The organism is Serratia sp. J2, from assembly GCF_046269175.1.
In the GTDB taxonomy this organism is placed as follows: Bacteria; Pseudomonadota; Gammaproteobacteria; order Enterobacterales; family Enterobacteriaceae; genus Chania; species Chania fonticola_C.
Window position 1 is genome coordinate 16188 of the sequence record NZ_JBKABN010000027.1, and the last position, 22857, is coordinate 39044.

At 55.3% G+C, this 22857-nt stretch carries 25 protein-coding genes; 14 read left to right on the forward strand and 11 right to left on the reverse strand.

Annotated features, from left to right (window positions below; translation table 11 throughout):
- The first annotated feature begins 302 nt into the window (after positions 1-302).
- From phnE (ACKWMY_RS22470) to ACKWMY_RS22485, 4 genes are all read left to right on the forward strand, one after another.
- Positions 303-1166 carry a phosphonate ABC transporter, permease protein PhnE gene (gene phnE / locus ACKWMY_RS22470; RefSeq protein WP_024527460.1) on the forward strand — a complete coding sequence of 288 codons (864 nt, stop codon included), beginning with the start codon at positions 303-305 and terminating at the stop codon, positions 1164-1166.
- On the forward strand, positions 1166-2053 hold the full coding sequence (phnE, locus tag ACKWMY_RS22475) for a phosphonate ABC transporter, permease protein PhnE (protein ID WP_024527461.1): 888 nt from the start codon (positions 1166-1168) through the stop codon (positions 2051-2053). Before phnE (ACKWMY_RS22470) ends, phnE (ACKWMY_RS22475) begins: the two co-directional genes overlap by 1 nt.
- A gap of 130 nt (positions 2054-2183) precedes the next feature.
- A complete protein-coding gene (locus tag ACKWMY_RS22480) occupies positions 2184-2648 on the forward strand; it encodes a DUF1456 family protein (protein WP_409487064.1) in 465 nt (154 codons plus the stop codon).
- Positions 2649-2784: 136 nt separating this feature from the next.
- Positions 2785-3723 carry a cation diffusion facilitator family transporter gene (locus tag ACKWMY_RS22485; RefSeq protein ID WP_074028013.1) on the forward strand — a complete coding sequence of 313 codons (939 nt, stop codon included), beginning with the start codon at positions 2785-2787 and terminating at the stop codon, positions 3721-3723.
- A gap of 108 nt (positions 3724-3831) precedes the next feature.
- Here ACKWMY_RS22485 and ACKWMY_RS22490 read toward each other — a convergent pair whose 3' ends face one another.
- The 5 genes from ACKWMY_RS22490 to sseA form a co-directional block, all read right to left on the reverse strand.
- On the reverse strand, positions 3832-4917 hold the full coding sequence (locus tag ACKWMY_RS22490; RefSeq protein WP_409487065.1) for an NAD(P)-dependent alcohol dehydrogenase: 1086 nt from the start codon (positions 4915-4917) through the stop codon (positions 3832-3834).
- 75 nt (positions 4918-4992) lie between these two features.
- A complete protein-coding gene (locus tag ACKWMY_RS22495) occupies positions 4993-5505 on the reverse strand; it encodes a GNAT family N-acetyltransferase (RefSeq protein ID WP_308871123.1) in 513 nt (170 codons plus the stop codon).
- A gap of 27 nt (positions 5506-5532) precedes the next feature.
- Positions 5533-6060 carry a DUF1003 domain-containing protein gene (locus ACKWMY_RS22500; RefSeq protein ID WP_308871122.1) on the reverse strand — a complete coding sequence of 176 codons (528 nt, stop codon included), beginning with the start codon at positions 6058-6060 and terminating at the stop codon, positions 5533-5535.
- A 107-nt stretch (positions 6061-6167) separates the two neighbouring features.
- Positions 6168-6458 carry a hypothetical protein gene (locus tag ACKWMY_RS22505; RefSeq protein WP_308871121.1) on the reverse strand — a complete coding sequence of 97 codons (291 nt, stop codon included), beginning with the start codon at positions 6456-6458 and terminating at the stop codon, positions 6168-6170.
- 381 nt (positions 6459-6839) lie between these two features.
- Complete coding sequence (gene sseA / locus ACKWMY_RS22510; protein WP_308871120.1) at positions 6840-7685, reverse strand: 3-mercaptopyruvate sulfurtransferase; 846 nt, start codon at positions 7683-7685, stop codon at positions 6840-6842.
- 93 nt (positions 7686-7778) lie between these two features.
- Between sseA and ACKWMY_RS22515 the strand changes: the two genes are divergently transcribed.
- The gene (locus ACKWMY_RS22515) at positions 7779-8201 is read left to right on the forward strand and encodes an NUDIX hydrolase (protein WP_261160295.1); all 423 of its coding nucleotides are present in this window, start codon (positions 7779-7781) and stop codon (positions 8199-8201) included.
- On the opposite strand, the gene ACKWMY_RS22520 is transcribed toward ACKWMY_RS22515, so the two are convergent.
- Positions 8172-8684 (reverse strand): DUF523 domain-containing protein, encoded by a 513-nt coding sequence (locus ACKWMY_RS22520; RefSeq protein WP_024527466.1) that lies wholly within the window; start codon positions 8682-8684, stop codon positions 8172-8174. The two genes, ACKWMY_RS22515 and ACKWMY_RS22520, sit on opposite strands and share 30 nt — an antisense overlap.
- A 254-nt stretch (positions 8685-8938) precedes the next feature.
- Here ACKWMY_RS22520 and ACKWMY_RS22525 point away from each other — a divergent pair, with 254 nt between their 5' ends.
- A complete protein-coding gene (locus tag ACKWMY_RS22525; protein ID WP_409487066.1) occupies positions 8939-10069 on the forward strand; it encodes a Gfo/Idh/MocA family protein in 1131 nt (376 codons plus the stop codon).
- A gap of 90 nt (positions 10070-10159) precedes the next feature.
- On the opposite strand, the gene ACKWMY_RS22530 is transcribed toward ACKWMY_RS22525, so the two are convergent.
- The 3 genes from ACKWMY_RS22530 to ACKWMY_RS22540 all read right to left on the reverse strand — a co-directional run bounded on the left by ACKWMY_RS22530 (position 10160) and on the right by ACKWMY_RS22540 (position 13308).
- Positions 10160-12031 (reverse strand): amidohydrolase, encoded by a 1872-nt coding sequence (locus ACKWMY_RS22530; protein WP_409487067.1) that lies wholly within the window; start codon positions 12029-12031, stop codon positions 10160-10162.
- 11 nt (positions 12032-12042) lie between these two features.
- Complete coding sequence (locus tag ACKWMY_RS22535) at positions 12043-12588, reverse strand: antibiotic biosynthesis monooxygenase (RefSeq protein WP_024527469.1); 546 nt, start codon at positions 12586-12588, stop codon at positions 12043-12045.
- 75 nt (positions 12589-12663) lie between these two features.
- A complete protein-coding gene (locus ACKWMY_RS22540; RefSeq protein ID WP_173409591.1) occupies positions 12664-13308 on the reverse strand; it encodes a hydrolase in 645 nt (214 codons plus the stop codon).
- Positions 13309-13447: 139 nt separating this feature from the next.
- Between ACKWMY_RS22540 and ACKWMY_RS22545 the strand changes: the two genes are divergently transcribed.
- The 7 genes from ACKWMY_RS22545 (at position 13448) to ACKWMY_RS22575 (ending at position 20591) form a co-directional block, all read left to right on the forward strand.
- On the forward strand, positions 13448-14341 hold the full coding sequence (locus ACKWMY_RS22545; RefSeq protein WP_024527471.1) for a LysR substrate-binding domain-containing protein: 894 nt from the start codon (positions 13448-13450) through the stop codon (positions 14339-14341).
- A 174-nt stretch (positions 14342-14515) separates the two neighbouring features.
- On the forward strand, positions 14516-15547 hold the full coding sequence (locus ACKWMY_RS22550; protein WP_261160292.1) for a fatty acid desaturase: 1032 nt from the start codon (positions 14516-14518) through the stop codon (positions 15545-15547).
- A 29-nt stretch (positions 15548-15576) separates the two neighbouring features.
- On the forward strand, positions 15577-16506 hold the full coding sequence (locus ACKWMY_RS22555; protein WP_024486419.1) for an ABC transporter substrate-binding protein: 930 nt from the start codon (positions 15577-15579) through the stop codon (positions 16504-16506).
- A gap of 443 nt (positions 16507-16949) precedes the next feature.
- Complete coding sequence (locus tag ACKWMY_RS22560) at positions 16950-18104, forward strand: ABC transporter permease (protein WP_409487087.1); 1155 nt, start codon at positions 16950-16952, stop codon at positions 18102-18104.
- A complete protein-coding gene (locus tag ACKWMY_RS22565) occupies positions 18101-19036 on the forward strand; it encodes an ABC transporter ATP-binding protein (RefSeq protein ID WP_074028024.1) in 936 nt (311 codons plus the stop codon). Before ACKWMY_RS22560 ends, ACKWMY_RS22565 begins: the two co-directional genes overlap by 4 nt.
- Entirely contained in the window at positions 19033-19803 is a 771-nt protein-coding gene (locus ACKWMY_RS22570; RefSeq protein WP_409487068.1) for an ABC transporter permease, read from the forward strand. Before ACKWMY_RS22565 ends, ACKWMY_RS22570 begins: the two co-directional genes overlap by 4 nt.
- 5 nt (positions 19804-19808) lie before the next feature.
- Positions 19809-20591 carry a phosphate/phosphite/phosphonate ABC transporter substrate-binding protein gene (locus tag ACKWMY_RS22575; RefSeq protein WP_409487069.1) on the forward strand — a complete coding sequence of 261 codons (783 nt, stop codon included), beginning with the start codon at positions 19809-19811 and terminating at the stop codon, positions 20589-20591.
- Between the two features lie 6 nt (positions 20592-20597).
- Here ACKWMY_RS22575 and ACKWMY_RS22580 read toward each other — a convergent pair whose 3' ends face one another.
- Positions 20598-20774: a hypothetical protein gene (locus ACKWMY_RS22580; RefSeq protein ID WP_173409588.1), complete on the reverse strand. Its 177-nt coding sequence runs from the start codon at positions 20772-20774 to the stop codon at positions 20598-20600.
- 241 nt (positions 20775-21015) lie between these two features.
- On the opposite strand from ACKWMY_RS22580, the gene ACKWMY_RS22585 reads away from it, so the two are divergent.
- A complete protein-coding gene (locus ACKWMY_RS22585) occupies positions 21016-21681 on the forward strand; it encodes an Rpn family recombination-promoting nuclease/putative transposase (protein ID WP_409487070.1) in 666 nt (221 codons plus the stop codon).
- 161 nt (positions 21682-21842) lie between these two features.
- Here ACKWMY_RS22585 and yedA read toward each other — a convergent pair whose 3' ends face one another.
- Positions 21843-22757, reverse strand: coding sequence for a drug/metabolite exporter YedA (yedA, locus tag ACKWMY_RS22590; protein WP_024527478.1), 915 nt, complete (start codon positions 22755-22757; stop codon positions 21843-21845).
- Between the last annotated feature and the right edge of the window lie 100 nt (positions 22758-22857).

Below are 22857 nucleotides of genomic sequence, written 5' to 3' on the forward strand. Positions count from 1 at the left end.
ACCCTCTCCCACAGGGAGAGGGGACCGACCGAGTCATAAATTGACCCTTGTAACTGACAGTAGCACTGAACCCGCGCCTTCACCATGGGGGAGTGGGCCATAGACCGAGCTCTGAACCTGATGACGGCACCGATCTGGCCCCCTCTCTCTGTTGGAGGGGTATTGGCATGTCTGAACCTTAGGCTATGAGCCCAAGATTGAGCTCTGTACCTGATGATGGCACCGATCTGGCTCCCTCTCCCTGCGGGAGAGGGTTGGGGTGAGGGGCCTATTTATCCAGCCACAAAATATTGGAAGCGATTTTGAATACAGACTTCGCACACTACTACCAACGGATCCGCAGTAAGCAAAAGCGTGAAACCTTGCTCTGGTCGCTCGGGCTGGTGGTGCTTTATCTTGGCGCAGGCAATATCGCCGAGTTCAACCTGCATACCGTCTGGGTGTCGATCCCCCATTTCTTTGACTATCTGGCAGAAACCATCCCGGTACTGCACTGGCCGCTGCTGTTCGCCGACGGCCATACCGAAGGCTCCTTCGCCTATTGGGGCTACCGGCTGCATATCCAGTTACCGCTGATTTGGGAAACCTTACAGCTGGCGCTGGCGGCGACCATCCTTTCCGTGCTGGTGGCTGGCGGGCTGGCCTTTTTGGCGGCCAATAACACCCACAGCCCGGCGACGCTGCGCTTTGCCATCCGCACGCTGGTGGCGTTCCTGCGCACCATGCCGGAGCTGGCCTGGGCGGTGATGTTTGTGATGGCGTTTGGCATCGGTGCCATTCCCGGTTTTATGGCGCTGGCGCTGCACACCATCGGCAGCCTGACCAAGCTGTTCTATGAATCGATCGAAACCGCCTCCAACAAGCCGGTGCGCGGGCTGGCCGCCTGTGGGGCCACGCCGTTACAGCGTATGCGTTTCGGCCTGTGGCCTCAGGTCAAACCGATCTTCCTGTCCTACAGCTTTATGCGGCTGGAAATCAATTTCCGCCAGTCGACCATCCTCGGCCTGGTAGGTGCAGGCGGAATTGGTCAGGAGCTGATGACCAATATCAAACTTGACCGTTACGATCAGGTCAGCATGACGCTGCTGCTGATTATCGTGGTGGTTTCGCTGCTGGATTACGCCTCCGGTGAATTACGTAAACGCGTTGTCGAGGGGAAAGCCTAATGTCCGTTCAGCCGATCTCTGCCACCAATCTGCAGCAACTCAAGCAGCAGAACCCGGAAATCTTCTCACGCCAAGGGCGCTATCTGCGTACCCTCGGCATGATTACCGTGGCGATTGTGTTGTATTACGTCTTCTTCTTCCTGGTGTTTGGCATTTCCTGGCCGCAATTTGCCAACGGTTGCCAACAGATTAGCCGCTACTTTATGCGGATGTTTGTCTGGCATGATTTTGCCAACTGGCCGTTTGGCTATTATTTCCAACAGATCTTTATCACCCTGGCGATCGTGTTTGCCGGCACCATTACGGCATCGTTGATCGCCTTGCCGCTGTCGTTTTTTGCCGCGCGTAACGTGATGTCCTCACCAGTGCTTCGGCCGGTGGCGACGCTGGTACGCCGCCTGCTGGATATTCTGCGGGGGATTGATATGGCCATTTGGGGCCTGATTTTCGTACGTGCCGTGGGCATGGGGCCGCTGGCGGGGGTGTTGGCCATCGTGATGCAGGATATCGGTCTGCTTGGCAAACTGTATGCCGAAGGCCACGAAGCGGTGGATAAATCCCCCAGCCGTGGGCTGACGGCGGTGGGTGCTAACGGATTGCAAAAACACCGTTATGGCATTTTCACCCAATCTTTCCCGACCTTCCTGGCGCTGAGCCTGTACCAGATTGAGTCCAATACCCGTTCGGCGGCGGTGCTTGGTTTTGTCGGGGCAGGGGGGATCGGCCTGGTCTATGCCGAGAACATGCGGCTGTGGAACTGGGACGTGGTGATGTTTATCACCTTGATCCTGGTGGTGATCGTGATGTTGATGGACAAGATCTCCGCCATCCTGCGTAACAAATATATCGTTGGCGAAGAAATTCCGCTTTACCCGAAAAATCATTAACCTCTGCGGGTAAACCCTGGTTTGCCCGTGGAAATTCCATTGAGAAACCCCCGCCGGATCCCTATACTGCCGCCATGCAAGGTGTGCAGCGCTGCACGCCTCTCCTGATTGACAAGCGAAAGGCTATTCCATGATTAACAATGATGTGCTGCGCAGCGTGCGCTACATGCTGGCTATTAATGACGCGAAGATGGTAGAGATCGTCAAGCTGGACGGTTTTGACGTCGATGTCGCAGCCATGGGGACCTACATGATCAAGGAAGGCGAGCCGGGTTTTGTCAACTGCCCCGATGAAGTGATGGCCCATTTCCTCAATGGTCTGGTGTTCTTCAAGCGTGGCAAAGACGATAAATTCCCGGCACCGGCGGTTGAGCTGCCGATCACCAACAACCTGGTGCTGAAAAAGCTGCGTGTGGCGTTTGAACTGAAAGATGTCGATCTGCACCAGATTTTTACCGCGGTGGAATTCCGTATCTCCAAGCCTGAGCTGAGCGCGCTGTTCCGCAAAGAAGGCACCAAAAACTACCGCCCATGTGGCGATCAGATGTTGCGCTACTTCCTGAAAGGGCTGACCCAGCGCATACGCGGCGCCTAATCCTGCGTATCACGACATCAGGCGTCCTCATCGAGGGCGCTTTTTTTTTGTGCACCCTGCATTTGTCGATCATACTCAGTACGATGCCGCCCGACGGTAGAACATGTCCGAACTTTCCGACTGAAATAAGGGAATTATGACGACAGCACCCACCACGTTGCCACCGGTGTTAACCAGCACGGCAATAGAACAAAAAATCCTGCGCAGGTCGATATTCTGCACGCTGTTTATTGCCAGTGCCGGGATCGTGTTTGGGATTGTCTGCGGTTCCATGTCGATCGTGTTTGACGGCATGTTCTCGGCGTTGGATGCAGGCATGTGTTCATTATCCCTGCTGGTGTCCCGCCTGCTGGGGCAACCCCATAGCCGCCGTTTTCAGTATGGTTTTTGGCATGTCGAACCAATGGTGCTGGCATTTAACGGCAGTTTACTGACGTTGCTGTGTCTGTATGCCTTTGTGAACGCCGTCAAAGGCATTGCCGATGGAGGGCGTGAACTCGAGCTGGGCTGGGCGATTGTCTATGCCGTTACCGTCAGCCTTTTCTGCTTTACCCTCTACGTTAAGCAAAGCCGGCTGAATAAGCAGGTTAAATCGGAACTGATCGCGCTGGATAACAAAAGCTGGCTGATGTCGGCCTGTATCAGTTCGGCGTTATTGGTGGCCTTTATTCTTTCCTGGCTAATGGAAGGAACCCGTTATGAATACCTCAACGTCTATGCCGACCCTGTCGCGCTGGCACTGTTGACGCTGGTCTTGATCCCGGTGCCGATCAAAACGGTAAAATCTGCTATTCAGGAAGTGCTGCAGATGACGCCGGACAGCCTGGATGCCAAGGTGGAAGCCATTATGGCGCAGCTGACGCTGGAGTATGGCTTCCTGGATTATTCCAATTACGCCACCCGCGTTGGCCGTGGGCTGTTTATTGAGATCCACATCGTGATCCCGCCTGAGATGGAACACAGCGGCGTCCACAAGCTGGATAAAATCCGTGACCAGATAGCCGACGCCATTGGTGAAGATAGCCCGCACCGCTGGCTGACCATCTCCTTTACCCATAACGCCAAGTGGCTATAGATTTTTCGCCATCACCCACATGCCTTCGGAGTGGTCTGGCTCTCCTCATCCACTATTGCCATGCCTTGCTGGCCTGTGGAGGACGCTAAATATCAGGCCGATTGAGCGTTACGGTGTGATGGCTATTTTGATAACGCCGTCCTGCTTTTGTGCAAACAGCCGGTAGGCTTCAACGATATTATCGAGCGAGAAGCGGTGGGTGACCAACGGCGTCAGATCCAGAGCGCTGTGCTGTAAGACGTTCATCATTCTACGCATTCGCTCTTTACCGCCGGGGCACAACGCCGTGCGGATAGTGTGATCCCCCAGCCCGCTGGCAATGGCGCTGACCGGTAATTGCAGATCGTCGCTGTATACGCCTAGGCTAGATAAAGTGCCGCCGGGTTTAAGTACCCGCAGAGCCTGGCTGAAGGTCGTCTGGGTGCCGAGGCACTCAATGCTGGCGTCCACTCCGCGGCCGCCGGTGATTTTCATGATTTCGTCGACGACGTCGACTTTCTTATAGTTCAACAGCACGTTAGCGCCCAGGCGTCCGGCCATTGCCAGCCTCTCCGGCGCACTGCTAATAGCGATCACCAGGCTGGCGCCCCGTAGCCGTGCTCCGGCGGTGGCGCACAGGCCGATCGGCCCTTGCGCAAACACAGCAACGACATCGCCAATCTTAATATCGGCATTTTCCGCCCCTTTAAAGCCGGTGGACATCACATCGGGACACATCAGCACCTGTTCATCAGTGAGGTCGTCGGGGATCGGGGCCAAATTGGCCTCAGCATCCGGCACCAGCAGGTATTCTGCCTGGGCGCCGTCGATCACATTGCCAAAGCGCCAGCCAGCCGTTGCTTTATAACCGTGGCAACCGCAGCCCGGTATATGGGCACCGTCCTGAGCGGGGAAGCCGTCCTGGCAGGGATAAGAGGTAAACGAAGGACAGATGGCGCCAGCCACTACACGCTGACCTTCCCGGTAGCCCCTGACGTTGCCACCCAGTTTTTCGATAATGCCGACCGGCTCGTGGCCAATGGTCAGCATGCGGGGAACGGCATATTCTCCCTTCAGGATATGAATATCCGTTCCGCAGATAGTGGTGGTAGTGACTTTTAACAGCGCATCATTAGGGCCGGGAGAGGGGATTTTCTTATCAACAAGCTCAATACGTCCTTTTTCAATCAAAGCGGCGGCTTTCATCATACTCATGCAGAGATCCTCGTTGGCTGGGTGATTTCGATCGAAATAGAGTGGGGAGAGGACGTTACCCACAACGCCAAGTGATTATAGGTTTTTTGCCATCACCCACATGGCCACGGATTGGCTGACGCTGGTATAGCTCTCCTCGCCCACGATCGCCATACCTTGGCGCTGATAAAAGCGTTGGCCAGCCACGTTGCTTTTCAGCACGTCCAGCCACAGGATTGGTTGCTGTCTCTCAATGGCACGTCGCTGTACTTCGGCATAGAGCCGTTCCCCATAGCCGCGTCCGGCAAACTGCGGCAGGAAATAGATCTTTTGCAGCTCGGCCCCACTGGTTGCGGTTGCCGCCAGCAGGCTGTCAAAATTCAACCGCGCGAAGCCGATTGGCGTACCGGCTTGGTAAGCCAGTAACCAGCAAACCTGGTGGTTTTGCAGTGATTGTTCCAGCGTGTCAACACTAAAATCCTTGGCCAGAAACGCCTGCAACTCCTGCGGGTTCTGCCAAAGCTCAGCAAAGTGAGCGACATAGCTAGTGATACCTATCTCTCGTACAGTAGCTACATCTGCGGGTAATGCCTGACGAATGGTGAACACGGCAACCTCTTGGTTAGCGGGAAAACGCTAATTATACCTGCTATCGGATTTTAATGACTTTTTGTCATCACTAACGCAGCTTGCCAATTGCGTGGTTAAGGCTTCGATGCGCTCCGCCATTTGTTTCGTCAGCGTGGTTAGCTCGGTATTTTGTTGCAGCAAAATGAAGAGTTGCTCGGTGTGCTGTTCGGCAAGCGTTTGCCGCTGAGCCATGGCTTCAGCCAGATCTTCCCGATGCTGTGCGTCTGTCAGTGCATGAGCGTTGTCACGCTCCGCCTGGCGAGTTTGCGCAAGTAATATCAAAGGAGCCGCATAGGCTGCCTGCAAACTGAACGCCAGATTAAGCAGAATAAAGGGATAGGGGTCGAACTTGGTCATGCCTGCCAGACTGAGGTAAATCCACACGGCAACCACCACGGTTTGCCCTATCAGGAAAGTCGGTGTCCCAAAGAAGCGGGCAAACGCTTCGGCTTTTAGTGCAAACCACTCATCGCCAAAAGTATGGGTCAAACCATTTAAGGGGCGATAAAGCCGAAATTTCTTATGTTCTGACATGATATCCTTATATTTATTACCAGGAAATAATGTTCCCCAGAGGAGGATGCCTTGTTCCTCCGCCCGGAGTTATATTTTCCCGAGGCGGGGCGGAGGAGGCCTGAATATTATTTTTTGAAAATCTCAAGGTCGATGTTTTCATGGTTGGTCTCATTACCGGTTTTATCAATAATGAGATAATAACAATCACTTGCTTTGACATCGCCAAGTTCCTGGCATTTCTTATCGACTTTATGCGACAGTGCTTTATGACCGACAGTCGGCGTACCTGACTGCTTAACGGACAGCTCACCTATCTTGGTATAGCCAGAAGACTCTTCACGTGTGATCTGCTTGGCAGCAAAAGAGGAGGCAGAGAACAGAATGGAAACAGCCAGTATTGATATGATACGCTTCATTTTATATCCTTATTTGTGAAATGATGAGTAGGGTATTGAACTGACTTTCTGTAACCATTAAAGGTTTAGTACAAGTTGATGATAAGTCAACGTGAGTAGGGTAATTTCGCGCTGGCGATAACGTGCTACAAATAAAAATCTCTAATAAAAAACAGGTTTTTATGATCTTCTTGAATTTTTTATTTTGGCTGTGTGAATCTTTGCTTGGCTTCCAATAAATACTTCTTATGGGAGTAATTGAAAGGGCTAAGGTGACTCTATTTTTAACCCCAGACACTGCACTATGATTTAAATGGTGCAGTGGAGGGATTGGTAGGGGCCGAACATGTTCGGCCCTATCTAATCCATTGATTATATGGAGAGGCGCAGCATCGTGAGTCACTAGTCCTGAGCGATCGGCTGCTTGCCGCTCAGTGCACCCCATTCGCTCCAGGCACCGTCATAGAGCTTCACCTGCTTGGCACCCAGTGATTGCAGGCCAAAGGCCAGCACCGCGGCGGTGACGCCAGAGCCACAGCTGACGATGGTGGGCGCGTCGATATCGACCCCTTTTTCTTCGAAGGTTCTTTTCAGCGCCTCGAGTGATTTGAAACGTCCGTTCTCCAGCAAATCGCCATACGGAATATTGATGCTGCCAGGAATATGGCCACGGTGCAGGCCTGGGCGCGGTTCCGGGGCTTGGGCATAGAATCGTGGTGCGGCACGGGCGTCGAGGATTTGCCGCTGGTCGTTCATCGCCTGTTCAACCTGCTGCATATCCACCACCGCTTCGGCATTAAAGTGCGCGCGGAAGGTCGCGGGGGTAGGCTGTGCGGGGCCGGTTTCCAAGGCGTTACCGCGCGATGTCCAACCCTGCAAACCTTCATCGAGCACGAATACGTGCTGTGCGCCGAAATTACGGAACGTCCACCAACCGCGTGGGGCAGAGAACTGATTGCCTCCATCATAGAAAACAATGGTCTGTTGGTCATTGATGCCCAGTTTACCTGCGGCGGCGGCAAAGGCTTCTGCCGTGGGCAGCATATGCGGCAGCGTCGTATTTTTATCCGCGACGTCGTCAATATCGAAATACACCGCACCGGGTATATGGCCCCGCTCAAATTCGGCCAACATGTCTTGCTTCGGCACCTGGCCGACAGGTGCCATACGCACATCAACCAGCGTCAGATTTTCATCGTTGATATGTTGCTCAAGCCATTGCGCGGTCACTAAAAAAGCAGAGTTCATGGTTATTGTTCGCCTGTCAGGACAAAGAAGGTTTTCACTATACCTCAACGATCTTGCATATTGGTATGCTGCGGTTTGAAAGGGGCAGGGCAGATGATTGACCAAGACTTTGGCGGGGCGAAAATCGCCTTGCTGTACGGTGGCCAGGTGCTGGTTTACCTGCGTGATGACAACCCGGCGATCCCCTGGCCCGGCTGCTGGGACTTGCCCGGCGGCGGACGTGAAGGGGACGAAACTCCGGTGCAATGTGTGCAACGGGAAACCGAGGAGGAGTTTGGTATTCTATTGCCTGCACGGCAAATTGTCTGGCAGCAGCGTTACGCCGGGATCACGCCTGGCTCGCCGCACACCTGGTTTATGGTGGGGGAAATCACCTTGGCACAGATTGCGGCGATCCGTTTCGGTAATGAAGGGCAGTGCTGGCAAATGATGCCTGCGGATGAATTTGTGCGGCACCCGCAGGGCATTGCCCATCTGCGTCAGCGGCTAGCGGATCGCCTGGCCCAACTCGACTAGCCGGACACGCTCGATCAACACGTCGAGCTGGTGCTCGGAAAATACTTCGATGCCATGTTGGCGCAGCAGCTCTGCAGTGACGCCGCTGCCGGGTTGGGTTTGGCCGTTGAATGCGCCGTTGTAAATGGTCTGACTCCCGCAGGAAGGGCTGCGATCGCTCAGCAGGGCAAAGCGGCAGCCATGCAGACGAGCGGTATCCAGCGCCAGATGGGCACCCAACAGATACTGGTCGGTGACGTCGTTCCCTTGCGCGTCGAGCACTCTGGCCCGGTTGGCTATTACTTCAGCGCCATCGGCAGCGGCAGCAATCTCTGCCGGTGGGCGCGGCGTGGAGAAACCGGCGGCCAATTCGGGGCAGCACACCACCAATCGACCCTCTTTTTGCCACTGCTGTAAGGTGGTATCGATAATGGTTTTGCTGGAGGCGTTATAACGTACGTTGAAACCGGCCAGGCAGGCACTGAGCAAGATTTTCGGCGGCATGAGATGTCTTCTGTTGAAGGGGCGAAAGTGTGGCAGCAAGGCCACACGCGCGGTTTTATAATAGCAGTGCGGTTTAGCTTAATGCCAGCCGTACCTTCCCACTATTTTGATTACTCATGTTCTTTATCCACCGCATTTTATGAGGGCAGTCACGGATCCGGGGCAAAGTTGATTATCGGCTTGTTAATGAAATTTAAATTTCATATAAATATATAATGATTTTTATTTTCCAAAAATAGGCAAGGGAGAAAACGATGAAACAGGTGCGCGTTGGATTGATCGGTACTGGCTATATTGGCCGCTGTCATGCTATCGCTTATGCTCAGGCCAGCACGGTGTTCCCGCTGAAAGGGGAGCTGGTGTTGGAGATGCTGGCGGAAGTCACACCCGAGCTGGCAGCCCAGCGTGCGGCGGAGTTTGGCTTCGTACGTTCAACCGGTGACTGGCGCGAACTGGTGGCCGATCCCGCCATAGACGTGGTGGATATCTGTGCCCCGAACTTCCTGCATAAAGAGATGGCCCTGGCGGCTATTGCACAGGGCAAGCATGTTTATTCCGAGAAGCCGCTGGCGCTGAATGCGCAAGACGCCGCCGAGATGGTGCAGGCTGCGCGGGCCAAAGGGGTCAAAACCCTGGTGGGATTCAACTATATGAAAAACCCGACCAGCCAGCTGGCGCGGGAAATCATTGCCAACGGTGAAATTGGCGAGGTGGTGCATTTTTACGGTACGCATAATGAAGATTATCTGGCCGACCCGCGTACGCCGATCGACTGGCACTGCCGCAAAGCCAGCGCCGGGCTTGGGGCGTTGGGCGATCTGGCGGCGCACATCGTGAATATGGCGCATTATCTGGTGGGGGATATCGTCGCGGTGTCGGGTGATATGCAAACCCTGATCAAACAGCGGCCCGATCCGAACAACCCGGCCAAGGTGTGCCAAGTTGAAAACGAAGATCAGGCCAGCGCGCTGGTGCGCTTTGCCAATGGCGCGATGGGCACCATCGAAACCTCACGCATTGCCTGCGGGCGCAAAATGGGCCTGACTTATGTAGTGACCGGCACCAAGGGCACCTTGAGTTTCACTCAGGAACGCATGGCCGAACTGAAACTGTATCGCCATGATGAACCGGCAGAGCGGCAGGGCTTCAAAACCATCATGGTAGGGCCAAAGCACCCGGATTACGCCGCGTTTTGCATCAGCGCCGGGCATGGCATTGGCTTTAACGATCAGAAAACGGTGGAGATCCGCGATCTGGTCAATGGCATTGCCGCGGGCGATCGGATGTGGCCTGATTTTGAGGAGGGCTGGAAGGTATCCTGTGTACTGGATGCGATTGCCGCCTCTGCCGAACAGCGCCGCTGGTTGGATATCAACCGCGATTGACTCTGGTGACTTGTGGAGGCGGCTAACGGTGCTATCCCGCAGGGCCTTGCATGCAGCGCCCATTTGGCAGCATGCAAGGCACTTGGACGCTTAAAATGCAAAGCAAGAACAGCCGAATGCGCCCCAGAACGCATTCTCGTTAGCGATGGGAATGCTGGAGCGGCGGGCAATATCATGCTGGTGAGCATGAACGCCACAAGGACCGCAACACTGGTGTGCCTGGCTTAATGCACCTACCTTGCTGGTGGTTGCGGGCGGTGCTGAGCGATAATGCCCCGGTACATTGACCACTGGTGACCATTCAGGCAGTACCGGTAACGGCGGCGGAGAGAACGGCGAGAAACTGCCCGCAGCATAGACAACTTTGCCATCCACCACGGTCATGACCGACTCAATTCCCTTGATCTGCTCTTCCGGTACGCTGAAGTAATCCTGTGACAGCACGGCTATATCCGCCAGCTGTCCCACCTTGATCTGGCCCTTTTTCCCTTGTTCGGTAGAGAACCAGGCACTGCCCTGTGTCCAAAGCATTAATGCTGTTTCACGATCCAAACGAGCCTGATCGTCATACATTGCCATACCGCCGACCGTACGGCCAGAAACCAGCCAGTACAGCGCTGTCCAAGGGTTGTAACTGGCGACGCGGGTGGCGTCGGTGCCTAGTCCAACCGGCAGTTCTGCCGCCAACATTTTGGCGACCGGTGGAGTCTGCCTGGTAGCTTCGATGCCATAGCGTTCGGCAAAGTATTCCCCTTGAAACGCCATTCGGTGCTGTACGGCAATACCGCCACCGAGGGCTTTCACTCGCTCGATATTACGCTCAGAAATGGTTTCCGCATGGTCAAAAATCCAGTGCAGACCAGCAAAGGGGATTTCGCGGTTGACCTTCTCAAACACGTTCAGCATCCGGCTGATAGATTCATCGTAAGTGGCATGCAGACGGAACGGCCAGCGGTGTTCCACCAGATGGCGTACCACGCGTTCCAGCTCATCCTCGGTACCTTCAGGCAAATCCGGGCGAGGTTGCAGGAAGTCCTCGAAGTCGGCTGCCGAGAACACCAGCATTTCACCCGCGCCGTTATGGCGGTAAAAGTCCGTTCCCTGGCCGGGTTTGAGCATATCCGTCCACAGCTGGAAGTCTTCCAACTCCTGCTTTGGCCGTTGGGTAAACAGGTTGTAGGCGATACGCAGGGTCAGCTGTTGTTTTTCGTGCAGTTCCGCGATGACCTGATAGTCCTCGGGATAGTTCTGGAAACCGCCGCCTGCGTCAATCGCGCTGGTCAGGCCCAGGCGGTTGAGTTCGCGCATAAACTGGCGGGTGGAGTTCACCTGCTGTTCCAGCGGCAGCTTTGGCCCTTTGGCTAAGGTGGCGTAGAGGATCATGGCATTGGGCTTGGCGATCAACATTCCGGTTGGGTTGCCGTTGCCGTCGCGCTGGATTTCGCCTCCTGGCGGGTTTGGTGTGTCCTTGGTGTAGCCCACCACTTTCAGCGCAGCGCGGTTAAGCAGGGCGCGATCGTACAGATGTAAAATAAATACCGGCGTGTCTGGGGCGGCGGCGTTGATTTCATCCAACGTAGGCATACGGCGCTCGGCGAACTGGAACTCGGTCCAACCACCGATCACTCTGACCCACTGTGGGCTGGGAGTACGCAGTGCCTGTTCCTTGAGCATACGTAAGGCGTCGGCCAGCGAAGGCACGCCTTCCCAGCGTAGTTCCAGGTTGTAATTCAAACCACCCCGGATCAGGTGCAGGTGTGAATCATTCAGGCCGGGCACCGCCGTATGGCCGTGCAGGTCGATGATCTGGGTTTCCGGCCCGGCGTGTTGCATGACGTCGCTCTCACTACCGACGGCCAGAAACTTACCGTCCTTGATCGCCACGGCCTGAGCGGTGGGATTTTCGCGATCGACGGTATGGAATTTACCGTTGCTGATGATCAATGAAGCGGTGTGACTCATAACGTTTTCCTTTAATGGCGGGTGAGCCATTGATGAAACAGACGGGTAACCAACGGCATCCACAGGAATACCACCAGGGCGACAACGCTGGCATCATTGAGTAAATGCCCAGCCAGTGTGCCGCTCAGTTCCGGCAGCAGCTTGCCCCAAAACCAAGGCACCAGATTGGTCGAAGGGAAAATCACCAGCAGGGTGATTAAAAACTGTTTCCACTTGGCCGGTGGCCGCACGTTGGCGCTGGCAGGTGTGAACCAAAACTCGGCTCCGGGGCGGATCTCAATATGATCGCTCCCCTGCAGCAGTGGTGTGACTTCTTCGATATATTTCAGTCGCTGTGGCGAGTGGATCCAGCGGTATAAATTGTCGAGATTATCGAAGCGTACCAGCACCGTATAAGCCAGCTGATCACCGGAGGGGCGAATGACGTTAACGCCTAGATGGCCGTCAAACTGGGCGGCATCGGGCATGATGCGTTTTAACCAGGCTTCATAGGCTGGTTCCTGGCCGGGAGCCAGATGGTGAGTGATCACCAGCGTAACGTGTTGCTGATGGGACATGGATCCAGCTCCTGAAAAATCCCGGCGCGCGGCCGGGAGGGTAATGCGGTCAGTCAAGGTGAGCCCTGCGCGGTTTTACTTGCCGCTGCGAGCCGGGGCGTGATGCACCAGAGTGTAAGCATAGTCAACGCCCATCCCGTAGGCACCGCTGTGTTCACGTACCAGATCCATCACCGCATCGTAGGTTTCTTTGCGTGCCCAATCGCGTTGGTACTCGAGCAGCACCTGTTGCCAGGTCACCGGAATGGCCCCAGCCTGCACCATGCGATCGATAGCGCGCTCATGGGCATCCACCGAGGTGCCGCCAGAGGTGTCTGTGACCACATAAACCTCATACCCGGCTTCCAGTGCCATCAATGCCGGAAAGGTCAGGCAGACCTCGGTCCACAGGGCAGAGATCACCAGTTTTTTACGGCCGGTGGCCTCCACGGCTTTAACGAATGCCGCATCTTCCCAGGAATTCATCGAAGTACGTTCAATCGGGGTGAGTTCTGGATGCACTGCCAGCAGTTCCGGCCAGATATAGCCGCTGAAACTTTCACTTTCGACCGAGGTAAAAATAGTGGGAACATTAAAAATTTTTCCGGCTTTGGCCAGCGCTACCACGTTGTTTTTCAGCTGTTGGCGATCGATATTTGCCACGCCAAAAGCCATTTGTGGTTGATGATCGATAAAGATGAGTGCGGAATTTTTTGGATCAAGCAGTTCAAACTTCGACATAATGTACCTTCCAATTGTATTACCGTGAATAAGACGGATGCGCTGTATCAATGGAATGAATGGTAGGTAGGTGCCGTTTTCAAAGATAGCGTAGAATTTTTACCTTCTTGTTAAGTTTTTTTATCAATGGGAGAAAGGGGTGAGACTAAACCTGGAAGCGCTATTGATCCTGGACGCACTGGATCGTCATGGATCATTTGCCGCAGCGGCCGCCGCGCTGTTTAAAACGCCTTCTGCCCTGAGCTACATGGTGCAGAAACTGGAGAGCGATCTGGCGATCACGCTGCTCGATCGCTCCGGCCACCGGGCAAAATTTACCGCTACCGGCAAGCTGATGCTGGAAAAGGGACGGATATTGCTGCGTGCTGCGCAAGATCTGGAGCAGCAGGCGCGCTATGTAGAAAGTGGCTGGGAGAGCGATCTCACTCTGGCAGTGGATGCATCGTTCCCTTTTGCCCGGCTGTTACCGCTGATTGATGAGTTTTACCGTAATCACCACCACACCCGACTGCGTTTCAGCCATGAAGTGCTGGCTGGCTCCTGGGAGGCGCTGATACACGGCTGTGCCGATATTATTATCGGTGCGATTTGTGAGCCCCCTTCGCGCGCTGGCTATGCTTTTAGCCCGCTAGGGCAGTTGGAGTATGTGTTTGCCGTCGCCCCGCACCATCCGTTGGCAGATCAGCCGGAACCGTTGCAGAAAAGCACCATCCGCCAGCATCGCGCAGTGGTGGTTCATGACTCATCGCGGGTGAGTTCACCGCAAAGTCTGCACGTGCTGGATGAGCAGGATCAACTGACGGTATTCAGTTTTGAGGCCAAATTGCAGGCGCAGCTGGCCGGGTTGGGCTGCGGCTATCTGCCTCATTATCTGGCAGAACCTTATCTGAAAACCGGCCAGTTGGTAGCGAAAAGCGTGGAAGCAGAGCGTGATAGCGACACTGCCTACTTCGGCTGGCGAGAAAGTGCTACCGGCTTGGCCAGCCTCTGGTGGCGTGAGCGCTTGCAAGCTTATGCCGTGATGGGGGAATGACTCTGTAAGGTTAGCAGAGCAGGCTAACACGTGGTCTGCTCTCGCCTTCCAGGGGCGGCATCCATGAGCGAAACGTCATGATGCTGGTTTTTAACTTTGCTATACCACTTTTGTTATTTTGAGCGCCGATCCGCTTCGCTGATACTGAGAAAAATAGCCTCAGCGAGCCGGAAAATGCCCTCAGCCAAACCCCATAGCCACTATCTGCATGACGAACAACGTGCCTGGATCCAACAGCTTAACCGGCAATGGGTCTGGCGGCTGGAGCTGCCGACCTGGGGCATTATGCTGCTGGTTTACGGCAGTTGGTTCGGTGTGGTGCATTACTGGCAGCAGCTTGGCCCCTGGCTGGGCGCACCGCTGCTGACGCTGGCGACTACCTGGTATCTCTCGTTGCAGCATGAGCTGATCCACGGCCATCCTACCCGCTGGCCACGGCTCAACCAACTGTTCGGCCTGCTTCCCCTGGCGGTGTGGTATCCCTACGGGCTGTACCGCGACAGCCATGTTCAGCATCACCGTGACGATCATCTGACCCAACCTGCCGAAGATCCGGAAAGTTACTATTTCAGCCGGGCGCAGTGGCAACGGTTTCCTGTTTTGCTGCCTCTGTTGGCCAAGGTGCGCAACACCCTGATTGGGCGAGTCACGCTTGGCCCTGCATGGGATATTGCCGCCACGCTGGCGAATGCCCTGAAAGCCATATTGGCAGGGGAATTGCGTACCTTGGTGATGTGGCTGGTACACGGCATTCTGTTGATGGCTCTGCTCGCCTGGCTGCAAACACAGGGCATTTCTGCCGCCTTTTATCTGCTGGCGGTGAGCTACCCGGCGCTGGGGTTGACCAAAATCCGCTCGTTTTATGAGCATCGTGCGGTGGACGCTCCGCAGGCACGTTCTATTATTAATGAGGCCTCTTGGCCGTGGCGGCTGCTGTTTCTCAATTTGAACTATCATTTAGTGCATCATGATTTACCCGGTTTGCCTTGGTATGGCCTGCGAAAAGTCTATCTGGCAGAGCAACAAGCCTACCGGCAACGCAGCCAGGGATTTGTGGTGCAGGGCTATGGCAACTGGTTTGTCGACCATGCCGTAACGCCAATTGCTGTTGAAGTACACCCGTTTGAACAGGAGAGTGTCGGGAAACAGCATGTGATACGCTGGACCCATACCGCGCAGGATTTTCCAATCGATCTGGCGAAATAGCCGGAAGGCATCATCAAAGAGGATAAAGCATGGCTATTACCCCATTACGCGCACGTTTTTTGGCATTGGCTTTGACCGTTCTGGCGGGAGCCAGCGGTGTTGCACAGGCGGCCGATACGGTACGCGTGGGTTCTAAAATTGATACCGAAGGTTCGTTGCTTGGCAACATCATTGTGCAGGTGCTGGAAGCCAACGGCATCAAAACCACCAACAAACTGCAGCTAGGCACCACCAAGGTACTGCGTGGTGCGATCACCTCCGGCGAGATTGATATCTACCCGGAATACACCGGTAACGGTGCCTTCTTCTTCTCCGATGAAAAAGATCCGGCGTGGAAAAACGCTCAGGCCGGGTTCGAGAAGGTGAAAAAGCTCGACTATGACCAGAACAAAATCGTCTGGCTGGATGCCGCCCCGGCAAACAACACCTGGACGATCGCCGTTCGCCAGGACGTGGCGCAGGCCAACCATCTGAAAACCCTGGCAGACCTGGCCAAGTGGATCAACGACGGCGGTAAGTTCAAACTGGCGGCATCGGCGGAGTTTATCGAACGCCCGGACGCGCTACCGGCCTTCCAGAATGCTTATGGCTTCAAGCTTAATCAGGATCAGTTGCTGTCACTGGCTGGCGGCGATACGGCGGTGACCATCAAGGCAGCGGCGGAACAAACCTCTGGGGTGAATGCGGCGATGGCGTATGGGACCGATGGCCCGGTAGCTGCGCTGGGGCTGCAAACGTTGGAAGACCCACAGGGCGTACAGCCGATCTATGCCCCGGCTCCGATTATTCGTGAAGCAACGCTGCAGCAGCACGCCAATATCGCCGAACTGCTCAAGCCGGTATTCGCTACGCTCGACGGCCCAACCTTGCAGCAGCTGAATGCGCAGATTGCCGTAGAAGGCCAGGATGCCAAACAGGTTGCGGTCAATTATCTGAAACAGAAAGGGTTGATTAAGTAACCTTGATTCGACGACTGAATCTGATATTGCCCCTCACCCCAACCCTCTCCCACAGGGAGAGGGAGCTGGTACGGAGCAGCCATTAAGGGCAGGATTCAATCTTTAGAACCTTTAATCCCCTCCCCGCAGGAGATGGAACAGATGCGGCATTGAGGGTTAGGTGCAGGAGCCCACTTGTGGCACGTTCAGTCCCCTCTTCCACAGAGAGAGGGAGCTGATACGGAGCAGCCATTAAGGGCAGGATTCAATCTTTAGAACGTTTAATCCCCTCCCCGCAGGAGATGGAACGGATGCGGCATTGAGGGTAGGTGCAGGAGCCCATTTGTGGCACGTTCGGTCCCCTCTCCCTGTGGGAGAGGGTTAGGGTGAGGGGACGTCAGCTTACGCGTAGCTATGCATTCTGCGCTTAACTGGCTGATTAGACCCTGGGAGTGATTTTGATTATTGTCTTGAAAAACCGCGTATTACTGACCTTGTTTATTTTGCTGCTGCTTGCGGCCTTTGGCCTGCCGTTCCTCAGCTATGCCCCTAATCGCCTGCTGTCTGGCAAGAGTATCTCTCTGATTTCACTGTTACATGGCCCAGCTCTGTGGCTGCTATTGCCATTACTGGCGTTGGCCGTGCTCAGCCTGTTGACCCCCACGCGCAATCGGGCGCGGCTGACCGCCTGCGTTGCCGCTGTTCTATTGGCGATGACCTTTTGGTTAAGCGGCTATACCGCGCAGCAACTGGCATTGCAGGGCTCGCCGTTGGCACGCACTTCCTGGAGCAGCGGCTGTGCGCTAATGGCAGCATTGAGCGGCCTGATCGCCGCAGATGCCATGACGCGGATCACCCCCTCGCACCTGTGGCGCATTCTGGGTAACGTCTTGGTGCTGCTACCTGCCGTGCTGCTGTTGTTTACCCATCAGCTGGACCAGCTTTCCCTGCTGAAGGAGTACCACAACCGGCAAGAGGTATTTGATGCTGCGTTACTACAGCACTTGACCCTCTTGCTGGCTACCATGATACCGGCTCTGCTGATTGGCGTGCCGTTGGGCGTGCTGTGTTTTCGTTCAACCCGCTGGCAGGCCCCGATCTTCTCTACGCTGAATATCATCCAGACCATCCCTTCCATTGCGCTGTTTGGTCTGTTGATTGCCCCGTTGGCCGGGCTGGCGGCGGCGCTACCTTGGCTGGCGAACCTGGGCATCAGCGGTATCGGCATGGCCCCGGCGATTGTGGCATTGGTGCTCTATGCTCTGTTGCCATTGGTGCGCAGCGTGGTCGCCGGTTTGCAAAGCGTGCCTGCCAGCGTGATTGAGTCCGCCAGCGGCATGGGAATGACGCGCGGGCAGATATTCCTTGGCGTACAGCTGCCACTGGCATTGCCACTGTTCCTGACCGGCATGCGGATCCTGGCGGTGCAAACCGTGGGAATGGCGGTGGTGGCCGCGCTGATCGGTGCCGGGGGTTTTGGCGCAATCGTGTTTCAAGGATTACTCAGCAGTGCGCTGGATCTGGTGTTGCTCGGAGTGATCCCGGTGATCGCCATGGCAGTGATCGTCGATTCGCTGTTTAAATTCATAATTTCAATGTTGGAAGTGACTGCCAGATGATTAACTTTGACCGGGTAAGCAAGATTTTTCAGGGGAAACCGGCGGTGGACGATCTCTCGTTGAGCATGGCGGAAGGGGAGTTTACCGTGCTGATCGGCACTTCCGGTTCTGGTAAGTCCACCACGTTGAAGATGATCAACCGCCTGATCGAGCATGATAAAGGCAAGATCAGGTTTGCCGGTGAGGAGATCCATAAGTTCAAGCCGCAGGATTTGCGCCGCCGAATGGGCTACGCCATCCAGTCGATCGGCCTGTTTCCCCATTGGACGGTAGAAGAGAATATCGCCACGGTGCCGCAGTTGCTGAAGTGGCCACGGGCACGGATCCGCGATCGGGTGACTGAGTTGATGGAGCTGCTGCAACTGGAGCCGGAACAGTTCCGCCGCCGCTATCCGCATCAGCTTTCCGGTGGACAGCAACAGCGGGTTGGGGTGGCACGGGCGCTGGCCGCCGATCCTGAGGTGTTGCTGATGGACGAACCCTTTGGTGCGCTCGATCCGGTGACCCGGGCCTCGTTGCAGGCTGAGATTGCCCGCATTCATCAACTTTCTGGCCGCACCATCGTTCTGGTGACACACGATATCGATGAGGCGCTGGGGCTGGCCGATCGGATCGTGCTGCTCGATCAGGGGCGAGTGGTGCAGCAGGGTACTCCGCTGGAGCTGTTGACCAACCCGGTGAATGATTTTGTGCGTGACTTCTTTGGCCGCAGCGATCGGGGGATCAAACTGTTGGCGTTGGGCACGGTAGCCGAAAGGGTGCGGCCAGGCGAGGCGGAAGGGGAACCCATTCAGGCCATGATGAGTCTGCGTGAGGCGCTGTCGGTGTTTGTTGCCCGAGGCAGCGAACGTTTGCCGGTGGTTGACGAACAGGGGCAAGCGCTTGGCGTTTTGCATTTCAGCGATTTGATTACACACAAGGCGCTATCATGAATATCACGCGCTGGTGGCGCGATCCGCTGCCGTGGACATTTACTCTGCTAGTGGCGTTGGTCTTCGGCATGAACCATCTGCACGGCCTGTTTGCTGCTTGGTTCCCACAGTTGGATAGGCCGGTGTATCAGCAGGACAGCTTCTTCTCGCTGGTTGTTGCGCATTTATCGCTAGTAGCCGTATCGAGCCTGATTGCGGTAATGATTGGCGTAACCGCTGGCATTGCGGTGACGCGCGGTGCCGGGCGGGAGTTTCGCTCATTGGTGGAGACCGTGGTTGCCGTTGGGCAGACTTTTCCACCGGTCGCGGTATTGGCGGTGGCGGTACCGGTAATGGGCTTTAGTGAGCAGCCAGCGATTATTGCGCTGGTGCTGTATGGGTTATTACCGATCCTGCAAGGCACCTTGACCGGGATAGAGTCGGTTCCGGCGGTGACACGTGAAGTAGCTCAAGGGGTTGGGATGAACCGCTGGCAAGTTTTGTGGCGCGTTGAGTTGCCGCTGGCGGCCCCGGTGATCGTCGCGGGGATCCGTACTTCGGTGATTATCAATATCGGCACGGCGGCGATAGCCTCGACGGTGGGCACCAAAACGCTGGGAACGCCGATCATTATTGGCCTGAGCGGCTTCAATACTGCGTATGTGATCCAGGGAGCGGTGGTAGTGGCGTTGTTGGCGATCATTACCGACATGCTGTTCGAACGCTGGGTAAGCTACCTCACCGCCTGGCGTCAGCAACGGCTGACTGTCTCATCTTCTGCGGGGTAACTTCCATGGCGATAGTCTCTTTACCGATGTACGGCGTTAGCCACCAACAGGTGGAACCGTTCTGGCAGGCGCTACGCGATAAGCTGCGGCAACTGGGTATGGCGGAGGTTCCCCAGACGCTGAGTTGGCCGCAGGATTTGCCGCAACACTGGCAGCGGCCGGATCTGCTACTAAGCCAAACCTGCGGTTATCCATTGGTGACGGTGCTACCACAGGTACAGCTGGTGGGCACTTACCATTACCGCGTGGAAGGTTGCAGCGGAGCGAACTACAGCAGTTGGCTGGTAGTGCGTGAGGATGAATCGGCTGAGCGTCTGGAAGATTTTCGCGATCGCGTGGTGGCGTATAACAGCCGGGATTCACAGTCGGGGTATAACAGCCTGCGAGCCTTGATTGCCCCGTTGGCGCGAGAAGGACGTTTTTTCCGCCAGGCGATCGCCTCTGGCAGCCACTATCAATCACTGGAGATGATCCTGGAGGGGCAGGCGGATATTGCGGCCATTGACTGTATCAGTTTTGCCCTATTGAAACGGGCACAGCCACAAGCCGTTGCTGGGCTGAAGATTATTGGCCGTACCGCAGCGGTACCGGGCTTGCCGTTGATCACGGCGGCCGGAACCCCAGACTCACAATTGGCAATCCTGCGCACTGCGGCCAGTGCAATGGTCAACCATACGGCCAGTGAAAGCCTGCTGATCGGCGATTTTAGTCTGGTGCCGCGTGCCGCTTATCAGCGGGTGGCCGAGCTTGAAAGGCTGGCGGCCAACGCTGGCGTTACGGCGTTATAAAGCAGGTTATTTCGCTTGGATAGTGGCCGTTGGGGCGCTATCGGCTGCGGCATCGTTGGTGGTTGTGGTCTCTTCCTGTGGCGTGGTGGAACGGGTGTACATATTCAGCCCGGCCAGAAAGACGCCGCTCAGAGAGCCGAAGGCGCATAAGGCGATGACGATGAGGAACGCTTTTTTCCGCATAATGATGATTTCGCAGGTTGTCCAGAACAGCGGGAATTATAGCCCCTTCACCGGGTGAAACAACACTCGTTTAATTGGGGGTATGCGGGCTGCACCGATCCTCTCGTCTTTTTGGGCGGGATCGGGTTCGCAACTGATGTTCAAAGGTTTTGCGAGGCGGATTCAGAACCCATTCGTTCATAATGTGCGCCGATGACAGCCTATGGTAGGTTTTTTTATGTTAAGTCCAAGGATGACCGACATGAAAAAAGCCACCTCCACCCCGCATGATGCGGTATTTAAGCAGTTCCTCACCCATCCAGACACGGCCCGTGATTTCCTGGAATTACATGTGCCGCCTGCCCTACTGCAGTATTGCGATCTGAACACGCTAAATTATCCCTACTCAATGAGTTGGGTAGAGGAATTCAGTGAGCCTGAACTAGCCAGGCAGCTCTATGCGGGGCATTTCCCGTTGGTTGACGTTACCGTCATTCCGAACGATGAAATCATGCAGCATCGCCGCATGGCCATTCTTGAGTTGTTGCAAAAGCATGTACGCCAGCGTGACCTGGTTGAGCTGTTAGAACAACTGATCACATTGTTGTTGGCCGGATACACTACCAAAGAGCAACTCATATCATTGGTGAACTATATGCTGTTGGTGGGGAAGGCAACCGAACCGGAGACGTTGCTCCGTGAGTTGGCCAGGCGCGCGCCGCGGCATGAGGAGGAATTGATGACTATTGCAGAATATCTTGAGCAAAAAGGTTTCGAGAAAGGGATAAAGCAAGGCATGGAAAAAGGGCGGGAAACCGTGTTGGAAATAGCGAGTTCTATGCTGGCTGAAGGCTTTGAACGTGCCATGGTGATGAAGTTGACCGGTCTTTCGGAAAACGATTTGGCACAAATTCACCACTCACATTGACGGCCGGGCTGGTGACATAGTGACACCAGTTTTTTATTCCCCAGCAGACAGGCTAAGGGAAGAATGCCTGCTTCCCTTTCCTTGTGTGGTACAAATGCCTGCTTCCCTTTCCTTGTGTGGTACAAATGCCTGCTTCCCTTTCCTTGTGTGGTACAAATGCCTTACTTCACGGCCGGTTGCACCTTGGCCGGGCGGGCAAACAGATATTTACCTAGCGTCACCAGCACCACCGCCGAGACGATAATCACCAACGCCAGCCACTCGCGCGGGCCCAGGGATTCACCAGCAAAACCGACACCGAGCAGCACTGCCACCACCGGATTGACGTAGGCATAGCTGGTCGCTACCGCCGGGCGTACGTTTTTCAGCAGGAACATATAGGCGCTGATCGCCAGCATTGAACCAAAAACAATCAGATAACCGAGCGCCATAAAGCCGCTGAAGGTGGGCATTTTATCCAAATGCTCACCGCTCAGTTGGCTGGCGATGGTCAGCACCACGCCGGCCACCAGCATTTCTGCGGCACCGGCCATCGGCCCGGCAGGGAGCGAAATACGTGAGCCGAGTACCGAACCAAAGGCCCAACTGGCGGAGGCCAACAGGATCAATAGCGCGCCGGTCGGGTTACCCACCAGGTTATTGCCAGTATTGAGCAACACAATGCCCACCAGGCCAAGGGCGATGCCTGTCCATTCCAGTTTGGTATTGCGGATCCCCCAAAACATACTGAAGCATAGGGTGAACAGCGGAACCGTAGCGACCATCACCGCGGCAATGCCGGAAGGCACATCCTGATGCTCGGCTACCGTGACCAGACCGTTACCCACGGCCAGCAACAGAATGCCAATGGTGCCAGCGGCGACCCACTGTTTCAAGGTGGGCAGGGCATGGCCCCGCAGCAACAGGAAAACGAACAGGATGATACCGGCAATCAGAAAACGAATGCCCGCCATCATCAAGGGAGGCCAGCTTGCCACCCCCACTCGGATGGCGAAGTAGGTCGATCCCCAGACAATATATAACGTAAACAGCGCCCCGATTAACGGCAGGAGATGACGATTTTGTTGGCTCAGCATGGGTTATTATTCGGTAGGGTGAAAAATCGTTAGGACACTCAGTAAACCTTAAGGCATGGCCGATAAGCAATGCTTTTTTGCCCGTTGAGTGGTGTCGTGG